General features: G+C 56.4%; 18 protein-coding genes. 4 read left to right on the top strand and 14 right to left on the bottom strand.

Annotation, left to right across the window (positions count from 1 at the left end):
• Positions 1 to 43: 43 nt before the first annotated feature.
• The 3 genes from BLT54_RS06580 to ccrA all read right to left on the bottom strand — a co-directional run bounded on the left by BLT54_RS06580 (position 44) and on the right by ccrA (position 3,319).
• Positions 44 to 682: an acyl-homoserine-lactone synthase gene (locus BLT54_RS06580; protein WP_074642596.1), complete on the bottom strand. Its 639-nt coding sequence runs from the start codon at positions 680 to 682 to the stop codon at positions 44 to 46.
• A gap of 162 nt (positions 683 to 844) precedes the next feature.
• A complete protein-coding gene (locus BLT54_RS06575) occupies positions 845 to 1,558 on the bottom strand; it encodes a helix-turn-helix transcriptional regulator (protein ID WP_074642593.1) in 714 nt (237 codons plus the stop codon).
• Positions 1,559 to 2,038: 480 nt separating this feature from the next.
• Complete coding sequence (gene ccrA, locus BLT54_RS06570; protein WP_074642590.1) at positions 2,039 to 3,319, bottom strand: crotonyl-CoA carboxylase/reductase; 1,281 nt, start codon at positions 3,317 to 3,319, stop codon at positions 2,039 to 2,041.
• 433 nt (positions 3,320 to 3,752) lie between these two features.
• Between ccrA and BLT54_RS06565 the strand changes: the two genes are divergently transcribed.
• From BLT54_RS06565 to BLT54_RS06555, 3 genes are all read left to right on the top strand, one after another.
• A complete protein-coding gene (locus BLT54_RS06565) occupies positions 3,753 to 5,720 on the top strand; it encodes a methylmalonyl-CoA mutase family protein (RefSeq protein WP_074642588.1) in 1,968 nt (655 codons plus the stop codon).
• Between the two features lie 60 nt (positions 5,721 to 5,780).
• Positions 5,781 to 6,488 (top strand): purine-nucleoside phosphorylase, encoded by a 708-nt coding sequence (gene deoD / locus BLT54_RS06560; protein ID WP_009573371.1) that lies wholly within the window; start codon positions 5,781 to 5,783, stop codon positions 6,486 to 6,488.
• 108 nt (positions 6,489 to 6,596) lie between these two features.
• Positions 6,597 to 7,586 carry an aldo/keto reductase gene (locus tag BLT54_RS06555; protein WP_245707965.1) on the top strand — a complete coding sequence of 330 codons (990 nt, stop codon included), beginning with the start codon at positions 6,597 to 6,599 and terminating at the stop codon, positions 7,584 to 7,586.
• A gap of 74 nt (positions 7,587 to 7,660) precedes the next feature.
• On the opposite strand, the gene BLT54_RS22500 is transcribed toward BLT54_RS06555, so the two are convergent.
• From BLT54_RS22500 to BLT54_RS06505, 11 genes are all read right to left on the bottom strand, one after another.
• A complete protein-coding gene (locus tag BLT54_RS22500; protein WP_157789832.1) occupies positions 7,661 to 7,837 on the bottom strand; it encodes a hypothetical protein in 177 nt (58 codons plus the stop codon).
• A gap of 170 nt (positions 7,838 to 8,007) precedes the next feature.
• Positions 8,008 to 8,211 (bottom strand): hypothetical protein, encoded by a 204-nt coding sequence (locus tag BLT54_RS06550; protein ID WP_074642585.1) that lies wholly within the window; start codon positions 8,209 to 8,211, stop codon positions 8,008 to 8,010.
• 110 nt (positions 8,212 to 8,321) lie between these two features.
• Entirely contained in the window at positions 8,322 to 9,143 is an 822-nt protein-coding gene (locus BLT54_RS06545) for a hypothetical protein (RefSeq protein ID WP_074642581.1), read from the bottom strand.
• Positions 9,144 to 9,328: 185 nt separating this feature from the next.
• A complete protein-coding gene (locus BLT54_RS06540) occupies positions 9,329 to 10,108 on the bottom strand; it encodes a succinate dehydrogenase iron-sulfur subunit (RefSeq protein WP_009573375.1) in 780 nt (259 codons plus the stop codon).
• A gap of 11 nt (positions 10,109 to 10,119) precedes the next feature.
• On the bottom strand, positions 10,120 to 11,928 hold the full coding sequence (gene sdhA / locus BLT54_RS06535) for a succinate dehydrogenase flavoprotein subunit (protein ID WP_074642578.1): 1,809 nt from the start codon (positions 11,926 to 11,928) through the stop codon (positions 10,120 to 10,122).
• Positions 11,929 to 11,939: 11 nt separating this feature from the next.
• Complete coding sequence (locus tag BLT54_RS06530; protein ID WP_074642575.1) at positions 11,940 to 12,311, bottom strand: succinate dehydrogenase, hydrophobic membrane anchor protein; 372 nt, start codon at positions 12,309 to 12,311, stop codon at positions 11,940 to 11,942.
• A 10-nt stretch (positions 12,312 to 12,321) separates the two neighbouring features.
• Positions 12,322 to 12,711: a succinate dehydrogenase, cytochrome b556 subunit gene (gene sdhC, locus BLT54_RS06525; RefSeq protein WP_074642573.1), complete on the bottom strand. Its 390-nt coding sequence runs from the start codon at positions 12,709 to 12,711 to the stop codon at positions 12,322 to 12,324.
• Between the two features lie 316 nt (positions 12,712 to 13,027).
• Positions 13,028 to 14,059 carry a MaoC family dehydratase gene (locus BLT54_RS06520; protein WP_074642569.1) on the bottom strand — a complete coding sequence of 344 codons (1,032 nt, stop codon included), beginning with the start codon at positions 14,057 to 14,059 and terminating at the stop codon, positions 13,028 to 13,030.
• Between the two features lies 1 nt (position 14,060).
• On the bottom strand, positions 14,061 to 14,264 hold the full coding sequence (locus tag BLT54_RS06515) for a DUF1737 domain-containing protein (RefSeq protein ID WP_074642566.1): 204 nt from the start codon (positions 14,262 to 14,264) through the stop codon (positions 14,061 to 14,063).
• The gene (locus BLT54_RS06510; protein ID WP_074642563.1) at positions 14,261 to 14,818 is read right to left on the bottom strand and encodes an NnrU family protein; all 558 of its coding nucleotides are present in this window, start codon (positions 14,816 to 14,818) and stop codon (positions 14,261 to 14,263) included. Before BLT54_RS06510 ends, BLT54_RS06515 begins: the two co-directional genes overlap by 4 nt.
• A 2-nt stretch (positions 14,819 to 14,820) precedes the next feature.
• On the bottom strand, positions 14,821 to 15,675 hold the full coding sequence (locus tag BLT54_RS06505; RefSeq protein ID WP_074642560.1) for an HpcH/HpaI aldolase/citrate lyase family protein: 855 nt from the start codon (positions 15,673 to 15,675) through the stop codon (positions 14,821 to 14,823).
• A 232-nt stretch (positions 15,676 to 15,907) separates the two neighbouring features.
• Between BLT54_RS06505 and BLT54_RS06500 the strand changes: the two genes are divergently transcribed.
• Positions 15,908 to 16,276, top strand: a 369-nt coding sequence (locus BLT54_RS06500) for a hypothetical protein (protein ID WP_342707844.1), incomplete at its 3' end; no start/stop codon positions are given.

Raw genomic sequence — 16,276 nt, 5'->3', positions numbered from 1 at the left:
TACGCTTTAAAGACCCGCCGTCAGGGACACCAGAGGGAAAGATTTAGGCAATCGCGCGCATATCATCCCATTGCGGATGATCAAAAGCGGCACGGAACCAGCGTTTTGAGGTCGCCCGATCAATCCCTGCACGCGCCAATGTGGGGGTAAAAATCTCTTCGCGCATTTCCCATAGGCCAATGCCAATGACGTCGCGCCCTTCGCCGACACGGCCCAACACATCCGGGACGAGGCCCATGAGGGAATAAATCCGCTCCATGCGCGGATCAAAAACACCAACGAAATGTTTGAGCTGGAATTCTTCCATGATCTCACCTGCCGCCAAGGTCAGTGCGGCGGTCACCCGACGATCCGCACCGGGGGCAAGGCAAAACCGGGTGCATTCCCAAATGAACGGGCTTTCAATGCGCACGCCGTCCGTGAGATGGGAAAAATGGTCATTGACCATCGTGTCGCCAGTTGTCGGCAAAAACCGCATCGACCCGCCATGGGTGCCGTCGGTTTTTTGCCAAATCACATAGAGCGGATTGATGTCATCATATTCGTCGCGTTCTTCACCAGCCTCGTTCACCTGCACGTCCCATCCAAGACGATTTTTGAACTGATCGGCGCGGTCACGAAACATGGTATCGCGCAGACGCGGAAAATGGTAAAGGTCATCGCCGTAAATATAGCGCAGCATGGGGTGAGTGCTCCTGTCTCCATCAACTGGAGAGGACGCTACGATCCAAGTGTTAACCATAACCTATCCAAAGCGTACGCGAGGGGGTGACATATGTTCACCTTGCGTTCTATGCTTACTATTTAAGCGCAACACGGGACAAACCACCCTTGATAGAGCCTCTTAAACGATGATCACCCCCATCGACAGGGCCCGCGCAACGGCGTGAGTCGTGTTCAACGCCCCAAGTTTGTGGCGTGCCGATTCGATATAGACCCGCAGCGTATGCTCGGAAATCCCAAGCTCTGCCGCCGCCTGTGCCCGGCTCAACCCTTTGGCAATATGGGTGATCGCGGACAATTCACGGGGGGAAAGCGTCGGAGTCGTTTGGTTTTCGTCGACGGCCTCAAAAGCCAAAGCCTTTTTGTTAAACTCATGAGCAACAACGACGAGATCTCTTTGGATGCGGGAAATCAGGCGATCCCATTCCTCATCCGTAGCCGTATGGTTCAACGTAAACAGGGCGAACTGACCGTTTGGTCCCCGGATGGGGATGGTGTAGCCTTGGTTCCCAACCCCATAATCCAACGCATCGCGAAAGAATGTTTTTGCGGCCTTAGAGGACCAGTCCAGTTGCTTCCAGTTGACGGGTGTGAAGCGTTGGAAACATCCAAAAATCACCGGGTCCATGCGTAGGTAGTCTTTTTCAAGGTAGCGGTCGACCCATTCGGAGGAATATGTGCCTGCGCCGAACCTTTCCCCCACGCTATTGACCCAATGATAGACCACATGAGAAATCGCTAAGAGGTCACGCAAATCCTCCGTTGCGCTTTGAAAGCCTTCGAACGTTTCAACTCGCTGGATATCCTCCAGAAAGTCTTGCAAATCCGCCGTCATGCACCCCCACCTGTTCCGACTCCGGGCCCGTGTTAGAAAGCTCCGCCGCGACGACAAGGCAGACATCGCCCAACTGCTCAGCACTCGCTGTCAGGCCATTCTGCTCTGCAAACGTCCGCAGGTCTGTGAGTACATCAAGTATCCAATCGTTGCGCATGTAAACCCTCTTTCGGTTATCAAAGTGGTTGCACGTACAACCCTAGACGGTGCTTTTGCATTTTGAAATTCGCGGATATGGCCTCCCCATAAATAGCGAGCCTAATTTCACTAACCCTATGAATTATAATAATTCGTTTATTTTCTGAGAGTTGCGCAATGAAATTTCCCGGTCAAAACCGACTCACCTGAGATTCGCCAGCGCAACCGAATTTATCAACCTTGAGTTGATCTCCATTTCAGAAGAAAACCCACGGGCAAAAAAAATCCCGCCCCTCTGAGGAAGGGCGGGACATTGAACCATTTCGGCTTGGCGCAGAGGGCTTATTTGCCCGCGTCGATTACGTCTTGCAGCGTGTGCAGCCCGGTTGTCGGCGCTTGTACCAGCACGGACATGTTGCCCGGCTTATGCTCGTTGCGCAGCATTTTCGTGTGGGCTGCGGGAATTTCATCCCACGTGAAGGTTTCCGACAGGAACGGATGAATGCGCTTTTCGATCATCATCAGGTTGGCGGCAGCCGCCTGTTTGAGATGGGCGAAATGCGAGCCCTGCAAACGCTTTTGATGCATCCAGATATAGCGCACGTCAAAGGTCAGGTTGTAGCCGGTGGTCCCGGCACAGATCACAACCATCCCACCTTTTTTACAGACGAAGCTGGAGACCGGAAAGGTGCTCTCGCCGGGGTGTTCAAACACGATATCGACGTTCTTGCCTTTGCCGGTGATGTCCCAGATCGCTTTGCCGAATTTACGCGCCTCATTGAACCACGCGGTATATTCCGGCGTGTTCACGGTCGGGAGTTGGCCCCAGCAGGTGAAATCTTTGCGGTTGATCACGCCTTTTGCGCCCAGCCCCATGACGAAATCACGTTTGCTTTCGTCCGAGATCACGCCAATCGCATTCGCGCCTGCGGCATTGATCAACTGAATCGCATAGGTGCCCAGACCGCCAGACGCGCCCCAGACCAAAACGTTCATGCCCGGTTTCAACTCATGCGGCGGGTGGCCAAAGAGCATCCGGTACGCGGTGGCCAACGTCAGCGTGTAGCAGGCGCTCTCTTCCCACGTCAGGTGGGTCGGACGCGGCAAAAGCTGTTGTGCTTGAACGCGGGTGAATTGCGCGAAAGACCCATCCGGGGTTTCATAGCCCCAAATCCGCTGTGACGGGGAATACATCGGGTCGCCGCCGTTGCACTCTTCGTCATCGCCGTCGTCCTGGTTGCAATGGATCACAACCTCGTCGCCGACTTTCCAATTTTTCACCGCCGAGCCAACCGCCCAAACGATGCCGGAGGCGTCGGAGCCCGCGATATGATATTCTGCGCCGTGACCGTCGAACGGCGAGATTGGCACGCCGAGACCGGCCCAAACGCCATTGTAGTTCACGCCAGCCGCCATCACGAGCACAAGCACCTCATGCGGCTCAAGCGTCGGCGTTTCAACGACTTCTTGTTTAAAGGAGGTTTCAGGTTCGCCGTGACGTTCGCGGCGGATCGCCCAAGCGTACATTTTGGCTGGAACATAGCCCATGGGCGGCATTTCACCGACCTCATAGAGATCTTTTTCTTCGGCTGTGTAGGTCGTCAGCTTCGTATCAAGCGCCATCTTCAGTCCTCCATAACTTCGGGGCCGGGTCGCCCCAAAGGCTCATCTTTTATCTGTTTTGTTTGGGACCCTTTTGACGCAACCAACTGTGCTTCATCAAAAGGGCCCCGCCCTGCGCCGCGATGCAGAATCGCGGGCTCTCTGCCCTCTAGATACGATTTGAAAAGTAATTATGCAATGCTGATGCAGCAATTTTTGAAATTTTATAACCGAGCAATCGCAGCATTTTGAGAAAATCCCCGCAAAAACCCCGCAAAAACAAGGCCGCCTACGACCAAAGGGCGAGACAATATCCTTACGTCACTTGGAAAATCGCCTCTTTTCGCGCCCTGCCGCATCGCGGCGAATTGACATTGGCACATTATTCCACGCATAAACGCTTCTGAGAAATATTATTGCCCATCGAAAGATGATACAGCGAACGAGGCCCGCCATGACTGATACGAAAAAGGATAAACCCTGGCTCTTCCGTACCTATGCGGGCCATTCGACAGCGAAAGCCTCCAACGCGCTCTATCGCACCAACCTGTCCAAGGGTCAGACCGGCCTGTCCGTGGCCTTCGATCTGCCCACTCAGACCGGCTATGACAGCGATCATGAACTGGCCAAAGGCGAGGTCGGCAAAGTCGGCGTGCCGGTGGCGCATTTGGGCGATATGCGGATGTTGTTCAAAGACATTCCGCTCGAACAAATGAACACGTCGATGACAATCAACGCCACCGCCCCGTGGTTGTTGGCGCTTTATATCGCCGCCGCCGAAGAGCAAGGCGCAGATGTGTCGAAACTTCAGGGCACGGTGCAAAACGACATCATCAAAGAATACCTGTCGCGCGGGACATATGTGTGCCCGCCGCGTCCGTCGCTGCGAATGATCACCGATGTCGCCGCCTATACGCGTGAGCATCTGCCCAAATGGAATCCGATGAACATCTGTTCCTATCACCTGCAAGAGGCCGGGGCGACGCCAGAGCAAGAACTGGCTTTTGCTTTGGCCACCGCGATTGCCGTGCTGGATGACCTGAAAGAAAAAGTGCCCGCCGAGGCCTTCCCGGAAATGGTCGGGCGGATTTCGTTTTTCGTCAACGCGGGCATCCGGTTCGTCACCGAGCTGTGCAAAATGCGCGCCTTTGTCGAGCTGTGGGACGAAATCACCCGTGATCGATACGGCGTCGAGGACCCGAAATTCCGCCGCTTCCGCTACGGTGTCCAAGTCAACTCGCTGGGCCTCACCGAGCAGCAGCCGGAAAACAACGTCTACCGCATCCTGATCGAAATGCTTGCCGTCACCCTGTCCAAAACCGCCCGCGCCCGCGCCGTGCAATTGCCCGCATGGAACGAGGCGCTCGGCCTGCCGCGTCCGTTTGATCAACAATGGTCGCTGCGGATGCAGCAAATCCTCGCCTATGAAACCGACCTGTTGGAATATGACGACCTGTTCGACAACAACCCCGCCGTGGACCGCAAGGTGAGCGAGTTGAAAGCGGGTGCGCGCGCCGAACTTGACACGCTTGACGGCATGGGCGGCGCGATTGAGGCGATTGAATATATGAAGTCGCGGCTGGTCGAAAGCAACGCCGAGCGCATTTCCAAGATCGAAGGCGGCGAGACCGTTGTCGTCGGGGTGAACCGCTGGACCGTGGGCGAACCGTCGCCGCTGACCACCGGGGATGGCGCGATCATGAAATCCGACCCAGAGGCCGAAGCCGATCAAATCGGGCGTTTGCAAGAGTGGCGGCAGTCACGCAACGAGGTCGCCGTGCAAGCCGCGCTGACCAAATTGCGCGAGGCGGCGAAATCCGGCACCAACATCATGCCCGCCTCGATTGAGGCCGCCAAAGCCGGGGCGACGACGGGCGAATGGGGCGACATGGTCCGCGCAGCCTTTGGTCAGTACCGTGGCCCGACCGGGGTGTCCGTGAACCCGTCGAACCGCACCGAAGGCTTGGACGAAATCCGTGACGAGGTGGCGCGTGTCTCGACCTCGCTGGGCCGTAAACTCAAATTCCTCGTCGGCAAACCCGGCCTTGATGGCCACTCGAACGGTGCCGAACAAATCGCCGCCCGCGCCCGCGACGCAGGGATGGACATCACCTATGAGGGCATCCGCCTGACCCCCTCTGAGATTGTCGAAGCCGCAGGGCGCGACGCGGCCCATGTGGTGGGCCTGTCGATCCTGTCGGGGTCGCATATGCCGCTCATGGCGGACTTGATGGAGCGGATGAAAGAGGCCGGGTTGGGCCATATCCCGGTGGTCGTGGGTGGCATCATTCCCGAAGCGGATGAAAAGGCGCTTTTGGCGATGGGTGTGGCCCGCGTCTACACGCCGAAAGATTTCGAACTCAACCGCATCATGTTTGACATCGTCGGTTTGGTCGATCCCGCGTCAGAGGCTGCGGAGTAAGGCTGGTCCCCGCGAAAATCAAAGCTATAGTCGGGGCAACTCAAACCAAGAGGTGCCCTGATGCCGACCCCCCATATTGCCGCTAAAGCCGGAGAGATTGCCGAAACCGTTTTGATGCCGGGCGATCCCTATCGCGCCAAATGGGCGGCTGAGAATTTTCTTGATGACGCCGTTTTGGTCAACGAAGTGCGCGGCATGTTGGGCTTTACCGGCACTTACAAAGGCAATCGCGTCACCATTCACGGCTCCGGCATGGGGATGCCCTCCCTGTCGATCTACGCCAATGAATTGATCACCGAGTATGGTGCCAAAACCCTGATCCGCATCGGGTCTTGTGGCGCGATGCAGCATCACATCAAGGTGCGTGACGTGGTGATCGCAATGACCGCCACCACGCTCTCGACCCCCTCGCGCGGCATTTTCAAAGAGCTGAACTTTGCGCCTTGTGCCGATTATGGCCTGCTTGAGGCCGCCGTCGCGGCCGCGCGGACCAAAGACACTGGCGTGCATGTCGGCGGGATTTATTCCTCTGATGTGTTTTATGACGAACGGCCCGACCTGACCGAGATCATGGTGCGTCACGGCATCTTGGGCGTCGAAATGGAAGCCGCTGAACTTTATAATCTCGCCGCCCGTCATGGCGTGCGCGCGCTTGGCATCATGACCGTCTCGGATCATTTGCTGACCCATGAGGCCCTGCCCTCGACGGATCGCGAACGCAGCTTTGGCGACATGGTCGAAATCGCGCTTGAGGCGGCTTTTGCCTAAAATATCGCGCTCTGCGGCTTGTTTTTCTGCACCTGCAACCTAACTATCCAAGGGCTGCCCAGACGGGTGGCCCTTTCCCATAAAATCAGACGATAAGGAGGGCCTTTCATGTCCATGCCCAAACGCCAACTGGGAACAGACGGTCCAATGGTCAGCGCCATCGGATTTGGTTGCATGAGCTTTGCGGGCTTTTTTGGCCCCGCCGATGATGACACCAGCCTTGAAACATTGGCCACGGTCGAGGCCGCGGGCATCGACTTTTGGGACACCGCCAATATCTATGGTATGGGGCGCTCTGAGCGCATCGTCGGACGGTATTTGAAAGAAACCCAAGCGAAAGTGACGCTGGCCACCAAGGTGGGTATCGTGCCCGGACCGCCGCGCGGCTTTTCCAATGAGGCGGATTACATCCGTGCCGAACTTGAAAGTTCGCTTGAGAAACTGAACCGCGACAAGGTTGAACTTTATTACATTCACCGCCGCGAACAGGAACGCCCTGTCGAAGAGGTGGCCGAAACCATGGGGCGGTTGATCGAAGAGGGGTTGATCGACGCCTGGGGCCTCTCCGAGGTCGCGCCGTCAACCATCCAGCGCGCGCATCGGGTGGTGCCGCTCCGGGCGGTGCAAAACGAATATTCGCTTTGGTCGCGTCAGCCGGAATTGGGCGTCATCCAGACCTGTGAAGACTTGGGCATCGCCTTCATCCCCTTCTCTCCCTTGGGGCGTGGGGTATTGGGTGATGTCGATCTTGATCCACCCAATTTTGAATCTCATGATTTCCGCAAAGTGAACCCGCGCTTTATGGAGCCAAATTGGTCCGCCAATATGGATCATGTCCGTGCTTTCCGTGCCCATGCCGCCAAGAAAGGCGTGACCACATCGGCCTTGGCACTGGCGTGGGTGCTGCATCAGGGCGATCACATGATGCCCATTCCCGGCACACGCACGGCGGCGCATTTGGCCGAATGGGTTGATGCCACGTCGATTTCTCTCTCCGAGGACGATCTTTGGGACATCGAAGAGGTTCTGCCCGTGGGCTGGGCCCATGGGGATCGCTACTCAGACGCGCAAATGGTTGGTGTCGAGCGCTATTGCTAAGCCTTTCCACCACGCCAGACATGAAAAAGCCCCGCATCCTCTGCGGGGCTTTTTGAATTCCGTGAGGGCAGACATCAATCCGCGCAGTAATAGGCGTACATCTGATCCAAAACGGCAAGTTTGCTTGGAACGATTTGTTCGCTCGATTGCGCAGCCGGTGTGGCCGGGGCGTAATATTCAAGCCACTCCGTGACTTTCATCGCCGAGTCTGCAGTGTCTTTTGCGGTCAGTGCAACATCGTGCAAGGTCATAGTCGTCACTCCAATAAGGGTCCGTGCATAGAAATGCCGGTTCGCCCTCCCTTAACTTTGAAATATGCCGCGCTGCGGCGCAATACAGCCCCTAAAACACGCATACTCGCCATGCGGTCGCTGCAATGCAGAAAGTTCAACGGTGTGTAAACCATAATCCGGTGACAAGATCAGAGCTTCGGCATCCGTCCGCCACAGTGCTTTGGCTCCCCCGAAGCCGTCTGTGCCGTGGCGCCACAGACCGGACAGGCCCAATCCACACCCTCCGCCCCCTTGCTCACCTGACGCCATTTGCACGCCCCCGTTTTCTCCGTGCGCAGGATGTACATGGCGACATAGAGACCAATGATGAGAATGGGGGCGAGGAGAAGCATGATGATGGTCCTGTCGCCACCTTACCAGGCAAAGTAGCGACATCTAAAGAGCGGTTCGAAGAAAACCTGACACACAGGTTTGGGCGAGACGCGTATGGGACTGAAGCGCTTTAGCGTTTTTGACGCTCGGCCCGCCGAAGTATTTTCTGTCTGCGCAAATAGCGGCGCAATGACCGATAGAAGAACCGATACCGATGGCCACGCAGCTCGATCGGCTCCGCCAGCGTTTGGACAACACGGTTGGGCATCAGTTTTTCCATCTTGGCTTCGAATTGATCCTGACAGGCCAAATAGCGTTCATCCACGGTCGCAGCCCCCATATGAGTCACGAGGAAGTCAATGGCATAAGCTGTCAGACCAAGGGCCTGCGCCTTGAGTACAATATCGAGGCCGTACAGGTGAAACCCTTTGAGATCATAGGACAGAAAGACAAGGCGATCACGTCGCAGAATAAAGAAATTCTCGTCCACAACATCGACCTGTGATGGCAAATCACCGCGCTTGCGTTGCATCCCGTGTTTATCACTGATCCGAAGATGGTACTGCTTGCCAACCCGCCCGGCATTCGCAGCAACGCCCCAGTTGGGATCACAGCGATGCAAATCGGCAAGGCGCTCTTCCAGAACGTCGATACCATCATCACTGGCCACAACATCTTGATGGAGGCAAATGACATATGTGCCGCGCGCCGCGCGGATCAGTCGGTTGAGCCCAGAAAACCCGTCAAACGCGTTCCCGCCCCTGTTATCGCCATAAAGATATTCGCAAATGTCGGTGGTAAACCCTTTGGCGATAAAACTTTTCACCATCGCAGTATATTGCTCTGGGTTTGTGACAAGGCTGACAAAAGAAAACCGGAGTGGCGCGGTCGTGTCCTCTGCCGGCACGGACGTTGCAGGCAACAAGGTCAGGTCTGGGGGGCTGGCACTCATCTCACCACCTCATTGATACATCTGTGACATTGCCCATCGCAAGTTTTGCTGACATTGGCAACCTGTCTCGGCCCAAAAGGCGCTCTCCCCGCCTCAACGAAAAAGGCGCATCCTAAGATGCGCCCTTTGTAGACTGTAGTGCCGCACTTGATGAGCGCGCCATATTTCGTCTCTGATACACGCGTTTAGTGCGCGCGCTCCAACATCAGCTTTTTGATATGCGCAATGGCTTTGGCCGGGTTCAGACCTTTCGGACAGGTCTTGGCACAGTTCATGATGGTGTGGCAGCGGTAGAGTTTGAACGGATCTTCCAATTCGTCCAGACGTTCCCCCGTCGCCTCATCGCGCGAGTCGATGATCCAGCGGTAGGCATGAAGCAAAGCGGCTGGGCCGAGGTATTTGTCGCCATTCCACCAGTAAGACGGGCAGGATGTGGAACAAGACGCACACATCACGCATTCATACAAGCCATCGAGTTTCTTACGGTCTTCAATCGACTGACGCCATTCTTTCGCCGGGCGATTGGTCTTGGTCTCAAGCCAGGGCATGATCGACGCGTGTTGCGCGTAGAAATGGGTCAGATCGGGGATGAGGTCTTTGACCACCGACATATGCGGCAATGGGAAGATGCGGACATCGCCCTTGATCTCGTCCAGACCGTAGATACAGGCCAGCGTGTTGATCCCGTCGATGTTCATCGCACAGGAGCCACAAATCCCTTCACGGCAAGAGCGGCGGAAGGTCAGGGTTGGGTCGATCTCATTCTTGATCTTGATGAGCGCGTCCAAAACCATCGGGCCACACCGATCCATATCGAGGAAATAGGTGTCAACGCTTGGGTTTTTCTCATCATCAGGGTTCCAGCGATAGATCTGAAACTTGCGGACATTGGTCGCGCCCTCGGGCTTCGGCCAGGTCTTGCCCGTGACGATTTTGGAGTTCTTCGGCAGGTTAAACTGTACCATTTCTGATCCCCTTAGAACGTCCGCGCTTTGGGCGCGATTTTTGCAAGGCTGATGCCGCCTTCGGCCTCAGTGGTCAAAGGCGTCTCGATGATCGGACGGTAGCTCAGATCAACCTTGTTGCCTTCGACCCGGCTGATCGTGTGGATCCGCCAGTTCTTATCATCCCGCTGCGGGTAATCTTCGTGGGCATGCGCACCACGGGATTCTTTGCGGGCCTCAGCGCCGTGAATGGTCGCCAAAGCGTTGGGCATCAGGTTGGCCAGTTCCAGCGTTTCCATTAGATCGGAGTTCCACACCAAGGAGCGATCCGTGACTTTCAGATCATCCATTTTGGCGGCAACTTCGGTCATCTTCTCGACGCCCTCTTTGAGGGTTTTGTCGGTGCGGAACACGGCGGCGTCAGATTGCATCGTGCGCTGCATCTCAAGGCGCAGCTCGGCAGTTGCGACAGCGCCATTGGCGTGACGCAGACCGTCAAAGCGGGCAAAGGCCTTGTCGATGGAGGCCTGGTTCAGCTCCGGGTTCGGCGTTTTCGGATCAACGATCCCGCCAGCGCGGATGGCGGCGGCACGGCCAAAGACCACGAGGTCGATGAGCGAGTTGGAGCCAAGACGGTTCGCCCCATGCACAGAGGCACAGCCCGCCTCACCCACGGCCATCAGGCCCGGAACGATCGCGGTCGGATCGTCTTTGGTCGGGTTGAGAACCTCACCGTGATAGTTGGTGGGGATACCGCCCATGTTGTAGTGCACCGTCGGCAAAACCGGGATCGGTTCTTTGGTCACATCCACACCGGCGAAAATTTTCGCGGATTCGGAAATGCCCGGCAGACGTTCGGCCAAAGCTTCCGGCGGAAGGTGGCTGAGGTTGAGGAAGATGTGGTCTTTATGCTCGCCCACACCGCGGCCTTCGCGAATTTCCATGGTCATGGAGCGGGACACATAGTCACGCGGCGCGAGGTCTTTGTAGGTCGGCGCATAACGTTCCATAAAGCGTTCGCCTTCGGAGTTGGTCAGATACCCCCCCTCGCCGCGCGCGCCTTCGGTGATCAAACAGCCGGAACCGTAGATGCCGGTCGGGTGGAACTGAACGAATTCCATATCCTGAAGCGCCAGACCCGCCCGCGCCACCATACCGCCGCCGTCACCGGTACAGGTGTGTGCGGAGGTGGCGGAAAAGAACGCACGGCCATAGCCGCCGGTCGCCAGAACCACCATCTTGGCGTTGAAGACGTGGAAGGTGCCGTCGTCGAGTTTCCAGCACAGCACACCCTGACATTGGCCGTCTTCGGACATGATCAGGTCGATGGCGAAATATTCGACGTAAAACTCGGCTTTCTCTTTCAGAGACTGGCCGTAAAGCGTGTGCAGGATCGCGTGACCGGTGCGGTCAGCCGCCGCGCAGGTGCGCTGCACGGGCGGGCCTTCGCCGAATTCGGTGGTGTGACCGCCGAAGGGGCGTTGGTAAATCTTGCCCTCTTCGGTACGCGAAAACGGCACGCCATAATGTTCAAGCTCATAAACCGCTTTGGGGGCTTCGCGAGCGAGGTATTCCATCGCATCCGTGTCGCCCAACCAGTCAGAGCCTTTGACGGTGTCGTACATGTGCCATTGCCAGTTGTCCGGGCCCATGTTGGACAGGGACGCGGCGATGCCGCCCTGTGCCGCAACCGTGTGGGAGCGGGTCGGGAACACTTTGGTCACACAGGCGGTGCGCAGACCTTGTTCGGCCATGCCCAATGTGGCGCGCAGGCCAGAGCCCCCCGCACCAACGACAACGACGTCATAGTCGTGGGTTTCATATTCATATGCAGCGGTCATATCGGTCTTCCTTACAGCGCGAGTTTCACGAGGGAGAACAGGCCTGCTGCGATCAAGGCGTAGCAGAAGAAGTTCATCCCGATCACGAGGAACTTGCGGAAAAATCCGGAGGTGTAATCCTCGACCATCATTTGCCAGCCGCGCATCATGTGTAGCATCGACACGATGATGGTCAGCCCTGCCACGATGGAGGGGAATGGGCGGCTGTAATAGGCCAGCACCTCTTCATAGGTGCCACCCAGCGCGCAGCCAAAGGTGAAAATGAACAGCGGGATCAGGATCAACAGGCCGATCGAAGAGGTGATCATGAACCAGTGGTGATCTGCGCCGTGTTTTGCGGCGCCAAGGCCAACTGCGAGTTTGCGATCTGTGAGAAATGACATGGGTGCCTCCTTAGACCACAAAAGCGGTGAGAACGGTCAGGATGGTCGCGCCGATGATCATGGCCCATCCCATTTTTTCGGACACGTCGACATCAAGGCAATAGCCCGCATCCCAGATCAGGTGCCGGATGCCACCACCGAGGTGATACCAAAGCGCCCAAACGGACAGGAACATCACGATGTCACCGACCCAAGAGCGGATCAGCCAATCGACGAATTCGAAATACTCAGGGCCAGTTGCGGCGGCGAGTAGCCACCAGACGCACAGGAAAGACGCCGCGATCAGCGCATTGCCTGTGATCCGAACCATGACCGAGGAAAACGCGGTCATTTGAAGCCGATAATATTTGACGAACATGAAGGGGGACAGCGGGCGATTGCCGCGGTTCACATCAGCCATGGTGACGTCCTTTCACGATGGGTGCAGTTATAGGTTGGCTTTGGTATTATACCTTTCTGGACCGAAGTCATCAGTTGAGTGCGCTAACATCGCCTAAATTTTGTCATTTCACCCTTAGATTTTTGCATTTGTGATCACTAATTTTATGCTGTGATCACAAACGAGGGCAAATCATTTTTCTTAGGGTTTTACTCAACATAAACATTCCTCGAATCCACGCCACGACAGCACCGAGGACAGAAAAAGGGCCGCACATCCCCTGCGCGGCCCTTTTTGCGATCACAAAATCAAGACACAAATCCAGGATTGAGCCTCATCACTGTGGCACAACCGCCCAATAATCCAGATCCAACAAAACATCCGGGTGATATTTGCCCGCCGCGTCCTTATAGGCAAACTCCGGCGCGCCGTGTTTGTAGGCCACAAGGCGTAACCGCAACGCACCGACGCCCGGCGCAGGGGTTTCGGCCTTATCGAGCACTTCGGTATAGGCGCGCACCGTATCGCCGGTGAAACAAGGGTTCGCGTGAGCGCCGCCGTTCAGACCCACGATCATCTGCGCATTGGCCAGCCCGTTGAACGACAAGGCCCGCGCCATCGAAATCACATGGCCGCCATAGATCAAGCGTTTGCCATCCTCGCGATTGGTCGCATCGAAATGCACTTTGGCGGTATTCTGCCACAGGCGCGTTGCCAACATGTGCTCGGCTTCTTCAATCGTCACGCCATCGACGTGATCAATCTTTTCGCCGATCTCATAATCGGCAAAGCGATGCTGCTCACCCGCCAGCGTGAAATTGTAGCGCAGAAAATCAAGCCCCTCGGGGATACTCAAATCCTCCGGCGCAACAACGTCCTTCAACTCCGGGATCACGGTTTCGGGCGCAGGCGCGTCCAGATCGCGTTTGCGCACCATCACCCAACGCACATATTCTAACACCGGCACATCAAATTGATTGAGACCGGTGGTGCGGACATAGACAACGCCGGATGTGCCGTTGGAGTTCTGTTTGAGGCCGATCACCTCAGATACGGAGCGCAGCGTGTCACCGGGATAGACCGGCTTTAACCACCGCCCCTCGGCATAACCAAGGTTGGCGACAGCATTCAGGGAAATATCCGGGACGGATTTGCCAAACACCACATGGAAGGCAATCAGATCATCCAGCGGGCTTTTGTCCAACCCGCAGTTTTCCGCAAATTCATCCGAGGAATAAAGCGCATGACGCGCCGGGTAGAGCGCGTGATACATCGCCCGCTCACCGCCCGAAATCGTGCGCGGTACAGCATGTTCGATCACCTGCCCGATCTTATAATCCTCGAAAAAATGTCCCGAATTGGTTTTCACCCTAAAGTCCTCCCAGTTTCACGTCCGGGCTATAGTCCCCGTCCGCCTCTTTCGTCACCGCCTGCGCACAGCGCATTTTTCCGGTGCTCTCGTCATAGGCGTAACAGGGCGATCCGTAGAGCGCCCAGCCTGTGTTCAATGCCTCTGTCACCTTGTGACAAAAGGCCGATGTGTCGTCCTCGGTCAGGAGGCGGTAGGCTTTCATGCGATCCCCCCCACAAACGGGTTATAGCCCAGCGCAATATGAAGGCCCGCGATCACGGCAAAGACCACAAGGCTGATGATCACCAAACGAATGTCACCGGCCAGAGACCCGCCCGCATAGGCGACGGGCTTTGGCTCTGCGCGGTTGATCAGTGCCATCTCGGCCAAGGCCCAAAGGGTCATGCCACCAAACAGCACGATTGATGCCGCATCGGCATTGACCAAAAGATGCGCCACGCCCCAGACCACAACGGAGGTCAGCATCGGGTGACGCATTTTGGCACGCACACGGCTTTTGGAATGGCCCAGCGCCAACAAAAACACCGCAACAATCATCAGCGTGTTGTTTACATGGCGCAGATAGGATGGCATCGCATAAAGATCGACGGTCTCAGAGTTCCGAAAGCCCAGAACCATCAGGATCAGCGCGGCAAACAGCGCAATCGCGATGCCCCCCCTGCCCTTGTCGCCGAGTTTGGCGCGCGCATCGGGTGCCACGCGTTTAAAAAGATGGGCACCGCTCCACAGCAGCAGCCCGAGAATGAGAAGGGTCATGATCACTCCATTGATTTGATCGCATCAGCTTTGGCGAGGGTCGCCCGTGCCGTTACGATATGGAGATTCTCCACGATTTTACCATCCACAACTGCAACACCTTCGCCCGCGGCCTCTGCGGCCTCAAAGGCTTCGATCTGGCGTTTCGCCAAATCAATTTCCGCCTCCGAGGGTGCAAACGCGGCATTGGCCACGTCCAATTGCGCCGGATGGATCAAGGTTTTGCCATCAAATCCCATGTCGCGGCCCTGATCGCATTCAAATTTCAGGCCGTCTTCGTCCTTGAACGCATTATAGACGCCATCAAGCGCAACAATCCCATAGGCCTTGGCCGCAATGAGGCACAGATGCAGCCCGCCCATCATCGGCAGGCGATCGGCGCGAAAGCGGGTGTTCAATTCTTTCGCCAAATCATTGGTGCCCATCACAAACCCGGCCATGCGCGGGTGGGCGGCAATCTCTGCGGCGTTGAGCATCCCCAAAGGCGTTTCCATCATCGCCCAAAGCGGTACGTCCGGGATCGCTTGCGCCAAAGCTTCGACCATCGCCGCGCTTTCAACTTTCGGCAACAGAATGCCGTCAATGTCCATGCCAACGAAAGCCGCCACATCATCGCGGCCCCATTGGGTGTCAAACCCGTTGACCCGAACGATTTTCGCCCGGTTGCCATAGCCGCCTGCCGCCAATGTGGCTTTGAGCAAGGCACGGGCGTTTTCTTTTTCATCGGGGGCGACGGCGTCTTCTAGATCAAACAAGATCGCGTCACAGGCCAGGCCTTTGGCCTTTTCCAGCGCCCGTTCTTTCGAACCAGGGATGTAAAGAGCAGACCGATAGGGGCGATTGGTGACTTGGGACATTGATTCTTTTCCTCCGCAATATTGTTGCGCAAGAGGCCACACAAGCGCACCATTATGCAAGGTCAAAATTTCCGCAGTGCAGAAACTTTACCCGACAAGCCCCCCATACATCACCTCTCAGCCCGGCGTATTAACCATATTTTCAACGCTCTTGCGGCAGGATTTCCGCATGGTTTTCTCTTGATGTCCAATCATCACCATAGGACGCCCCACGTAAGAAAAGGATAAGACGATGAAACTGCTCTCTCTTGCCGCTTTGATCGGGGCGTTTGGGTGTTTCACCCTCCCCGCTCCGGCCACCGCGCAACAATCCTGCGGTCAACGCGATCAAGTGCTTGAGCGGCTGGGCACCCAATATGGTGAAAGCCGCCAATCCATCGGCCTTGCACCGAACAACGGTGTTGTGGAACTCTTTGCCTCCACCGAGACCGGCACATGGACGCTTTTGATGACCCAACCCAATGGCGTGAGCTGCCTCATCGCCTCTGGACAGGCGTTTGAAATGACCTCTGTGGGTGGCTCCCGCATTGCAAGCGTTTTCTGGCAATTTCTGCGGTTATTTTCGTCAGTACCGTCGTCTGTCCGGCCTGTTTATGTTTTG

Source organism: Celeribacter baekdonensis (assembly GCF_900102315.1).
GTDB lineage: Bacteria > Pseudomonadota > Alphaproteobacteria > Rhodobacterales > Rhodobacteraceae > Celeribacter > Celeribacter baekdonensis.
The sequence above is the reverse complement of the archived record's forward strand: the minus strand, read 5'-3'. Positions and strand labels throughout refer to the sequence as shown.

Excerpts from the sequence above, each read along its gene's own strand:
- BLT54_RS06580 (WP_074642596.1), bottom strand. The coding sequence starts at position 682 with ATGCTGCGCTATATTTACGGCGATGACCTTTACCATTTTCCGCGTCTG.
- BLT54_RS06575 (WP_074642593.1), bottom strand. The coding sequence starts at position 1,558 with ATGACGGCGGATTTGCAAGACTTTCTGGAGGATATCCAGCGAGTTGAA.
- ccrA (WP_074642590.1), bottom strand. The coding sequence starts at position 3,319 with ATGGCGCTTGATACGAAGCTGACGACCTACACAGCCGAAGAAAAAGAT.
- BLT54_RS06565 (WP_074642588.1), top strand. The coding sequence starts at position 3,753 with ATGACTGATACGAAAAAGGATAAACCCTGGCTCTTCCGTACCTATGCG.
- deoD (WP_009573371.1), top strand. The coding sequence starts at position 5,781 with ATGCCGACCCCCCATATTGCCGCTAAAGCCGGAGAGATTGCCGAAACC.
- BLT54_RS06555 (WP_245707965.1), top strand. The coding sequence starts at position 6,597 with ATGTCCATGCCCAAACGCCAACTGGGAACAGACGGTCCAATGGTCAGC.
- BLT54_RS22500 (WP_157789832.1), bottom strand. The coding sequence starts at position 7,837 with ATGACCTTGCACGATGTTGCACTGACCGCAAAAGACACTGCAGACTCG.
- BLT54_RS06550 (WP_074642585.1), bottom strand. The coding sequence starts at position 8,211 with ATGCTTCTCCTCGCCCCCATTCTCATCATTGGTCTCTATGTCGCCATG.
- BLT54_RS06545 (WP_074642581.1), bottom strand. The coding sequence starts at position 9,143 with ATGAGTGCCAGCCCCCCAGACCTGACCTTGTTGCCTGCAACGTCCGTG.
- BLT54_RS06540 (WP_009573375.1), bottom strand. The coding sequence starts at position 10,108 with ATGGTACAGTTTAACCTGCCGAAGAACTCCAAAATCGTCACGGGCAAG.
- sdhA (WP_074642578.1), bottom strand. The coding sequence starts at position 11,928 with ATGACCGCTGCATATGAATATGAAACCCACGACTATGACGTCGTTGTC.
- BLT54_RS06530 (WP_074642575.1), bottom strand. The coding sequence starts at position 12,311 with ATGTCATTTCTCACAGATCGCAAACTCGCAGTTGGCCTTGGCGCCGCA.
- sdhC (WP_074642573.1), bottom strand. The coding sequence starts at position 12,711 with ATGGCTGATGTGAACCGCGGCAATCGCCCGCTGTCCCCCTTCATGTTC.
- BLT54_RS06515 (WP_074642566.1), bottom strand. The coding sequence starts at position 14,264 with ATGAAAGCCTACCGCCTCCTGACCGAGGACGACACATCGGCCTTTTGT.
- BLT54_RS06510 (WP_074642563.1), bottom strand. The coding sequence starts at position 14,818 with ATGACCCTTCTCATTCTCGGGCTGCTGCTGTGGAGCGGTGCCCATCTT.
- BLT54_RS06505 (WP_074642560.1), bottom strand. The coding sequence starts at position 15,675 with ATGTCCCAAGTCACCAATCGCCCCTATCGGTCTGCTCTTTACATCCCT.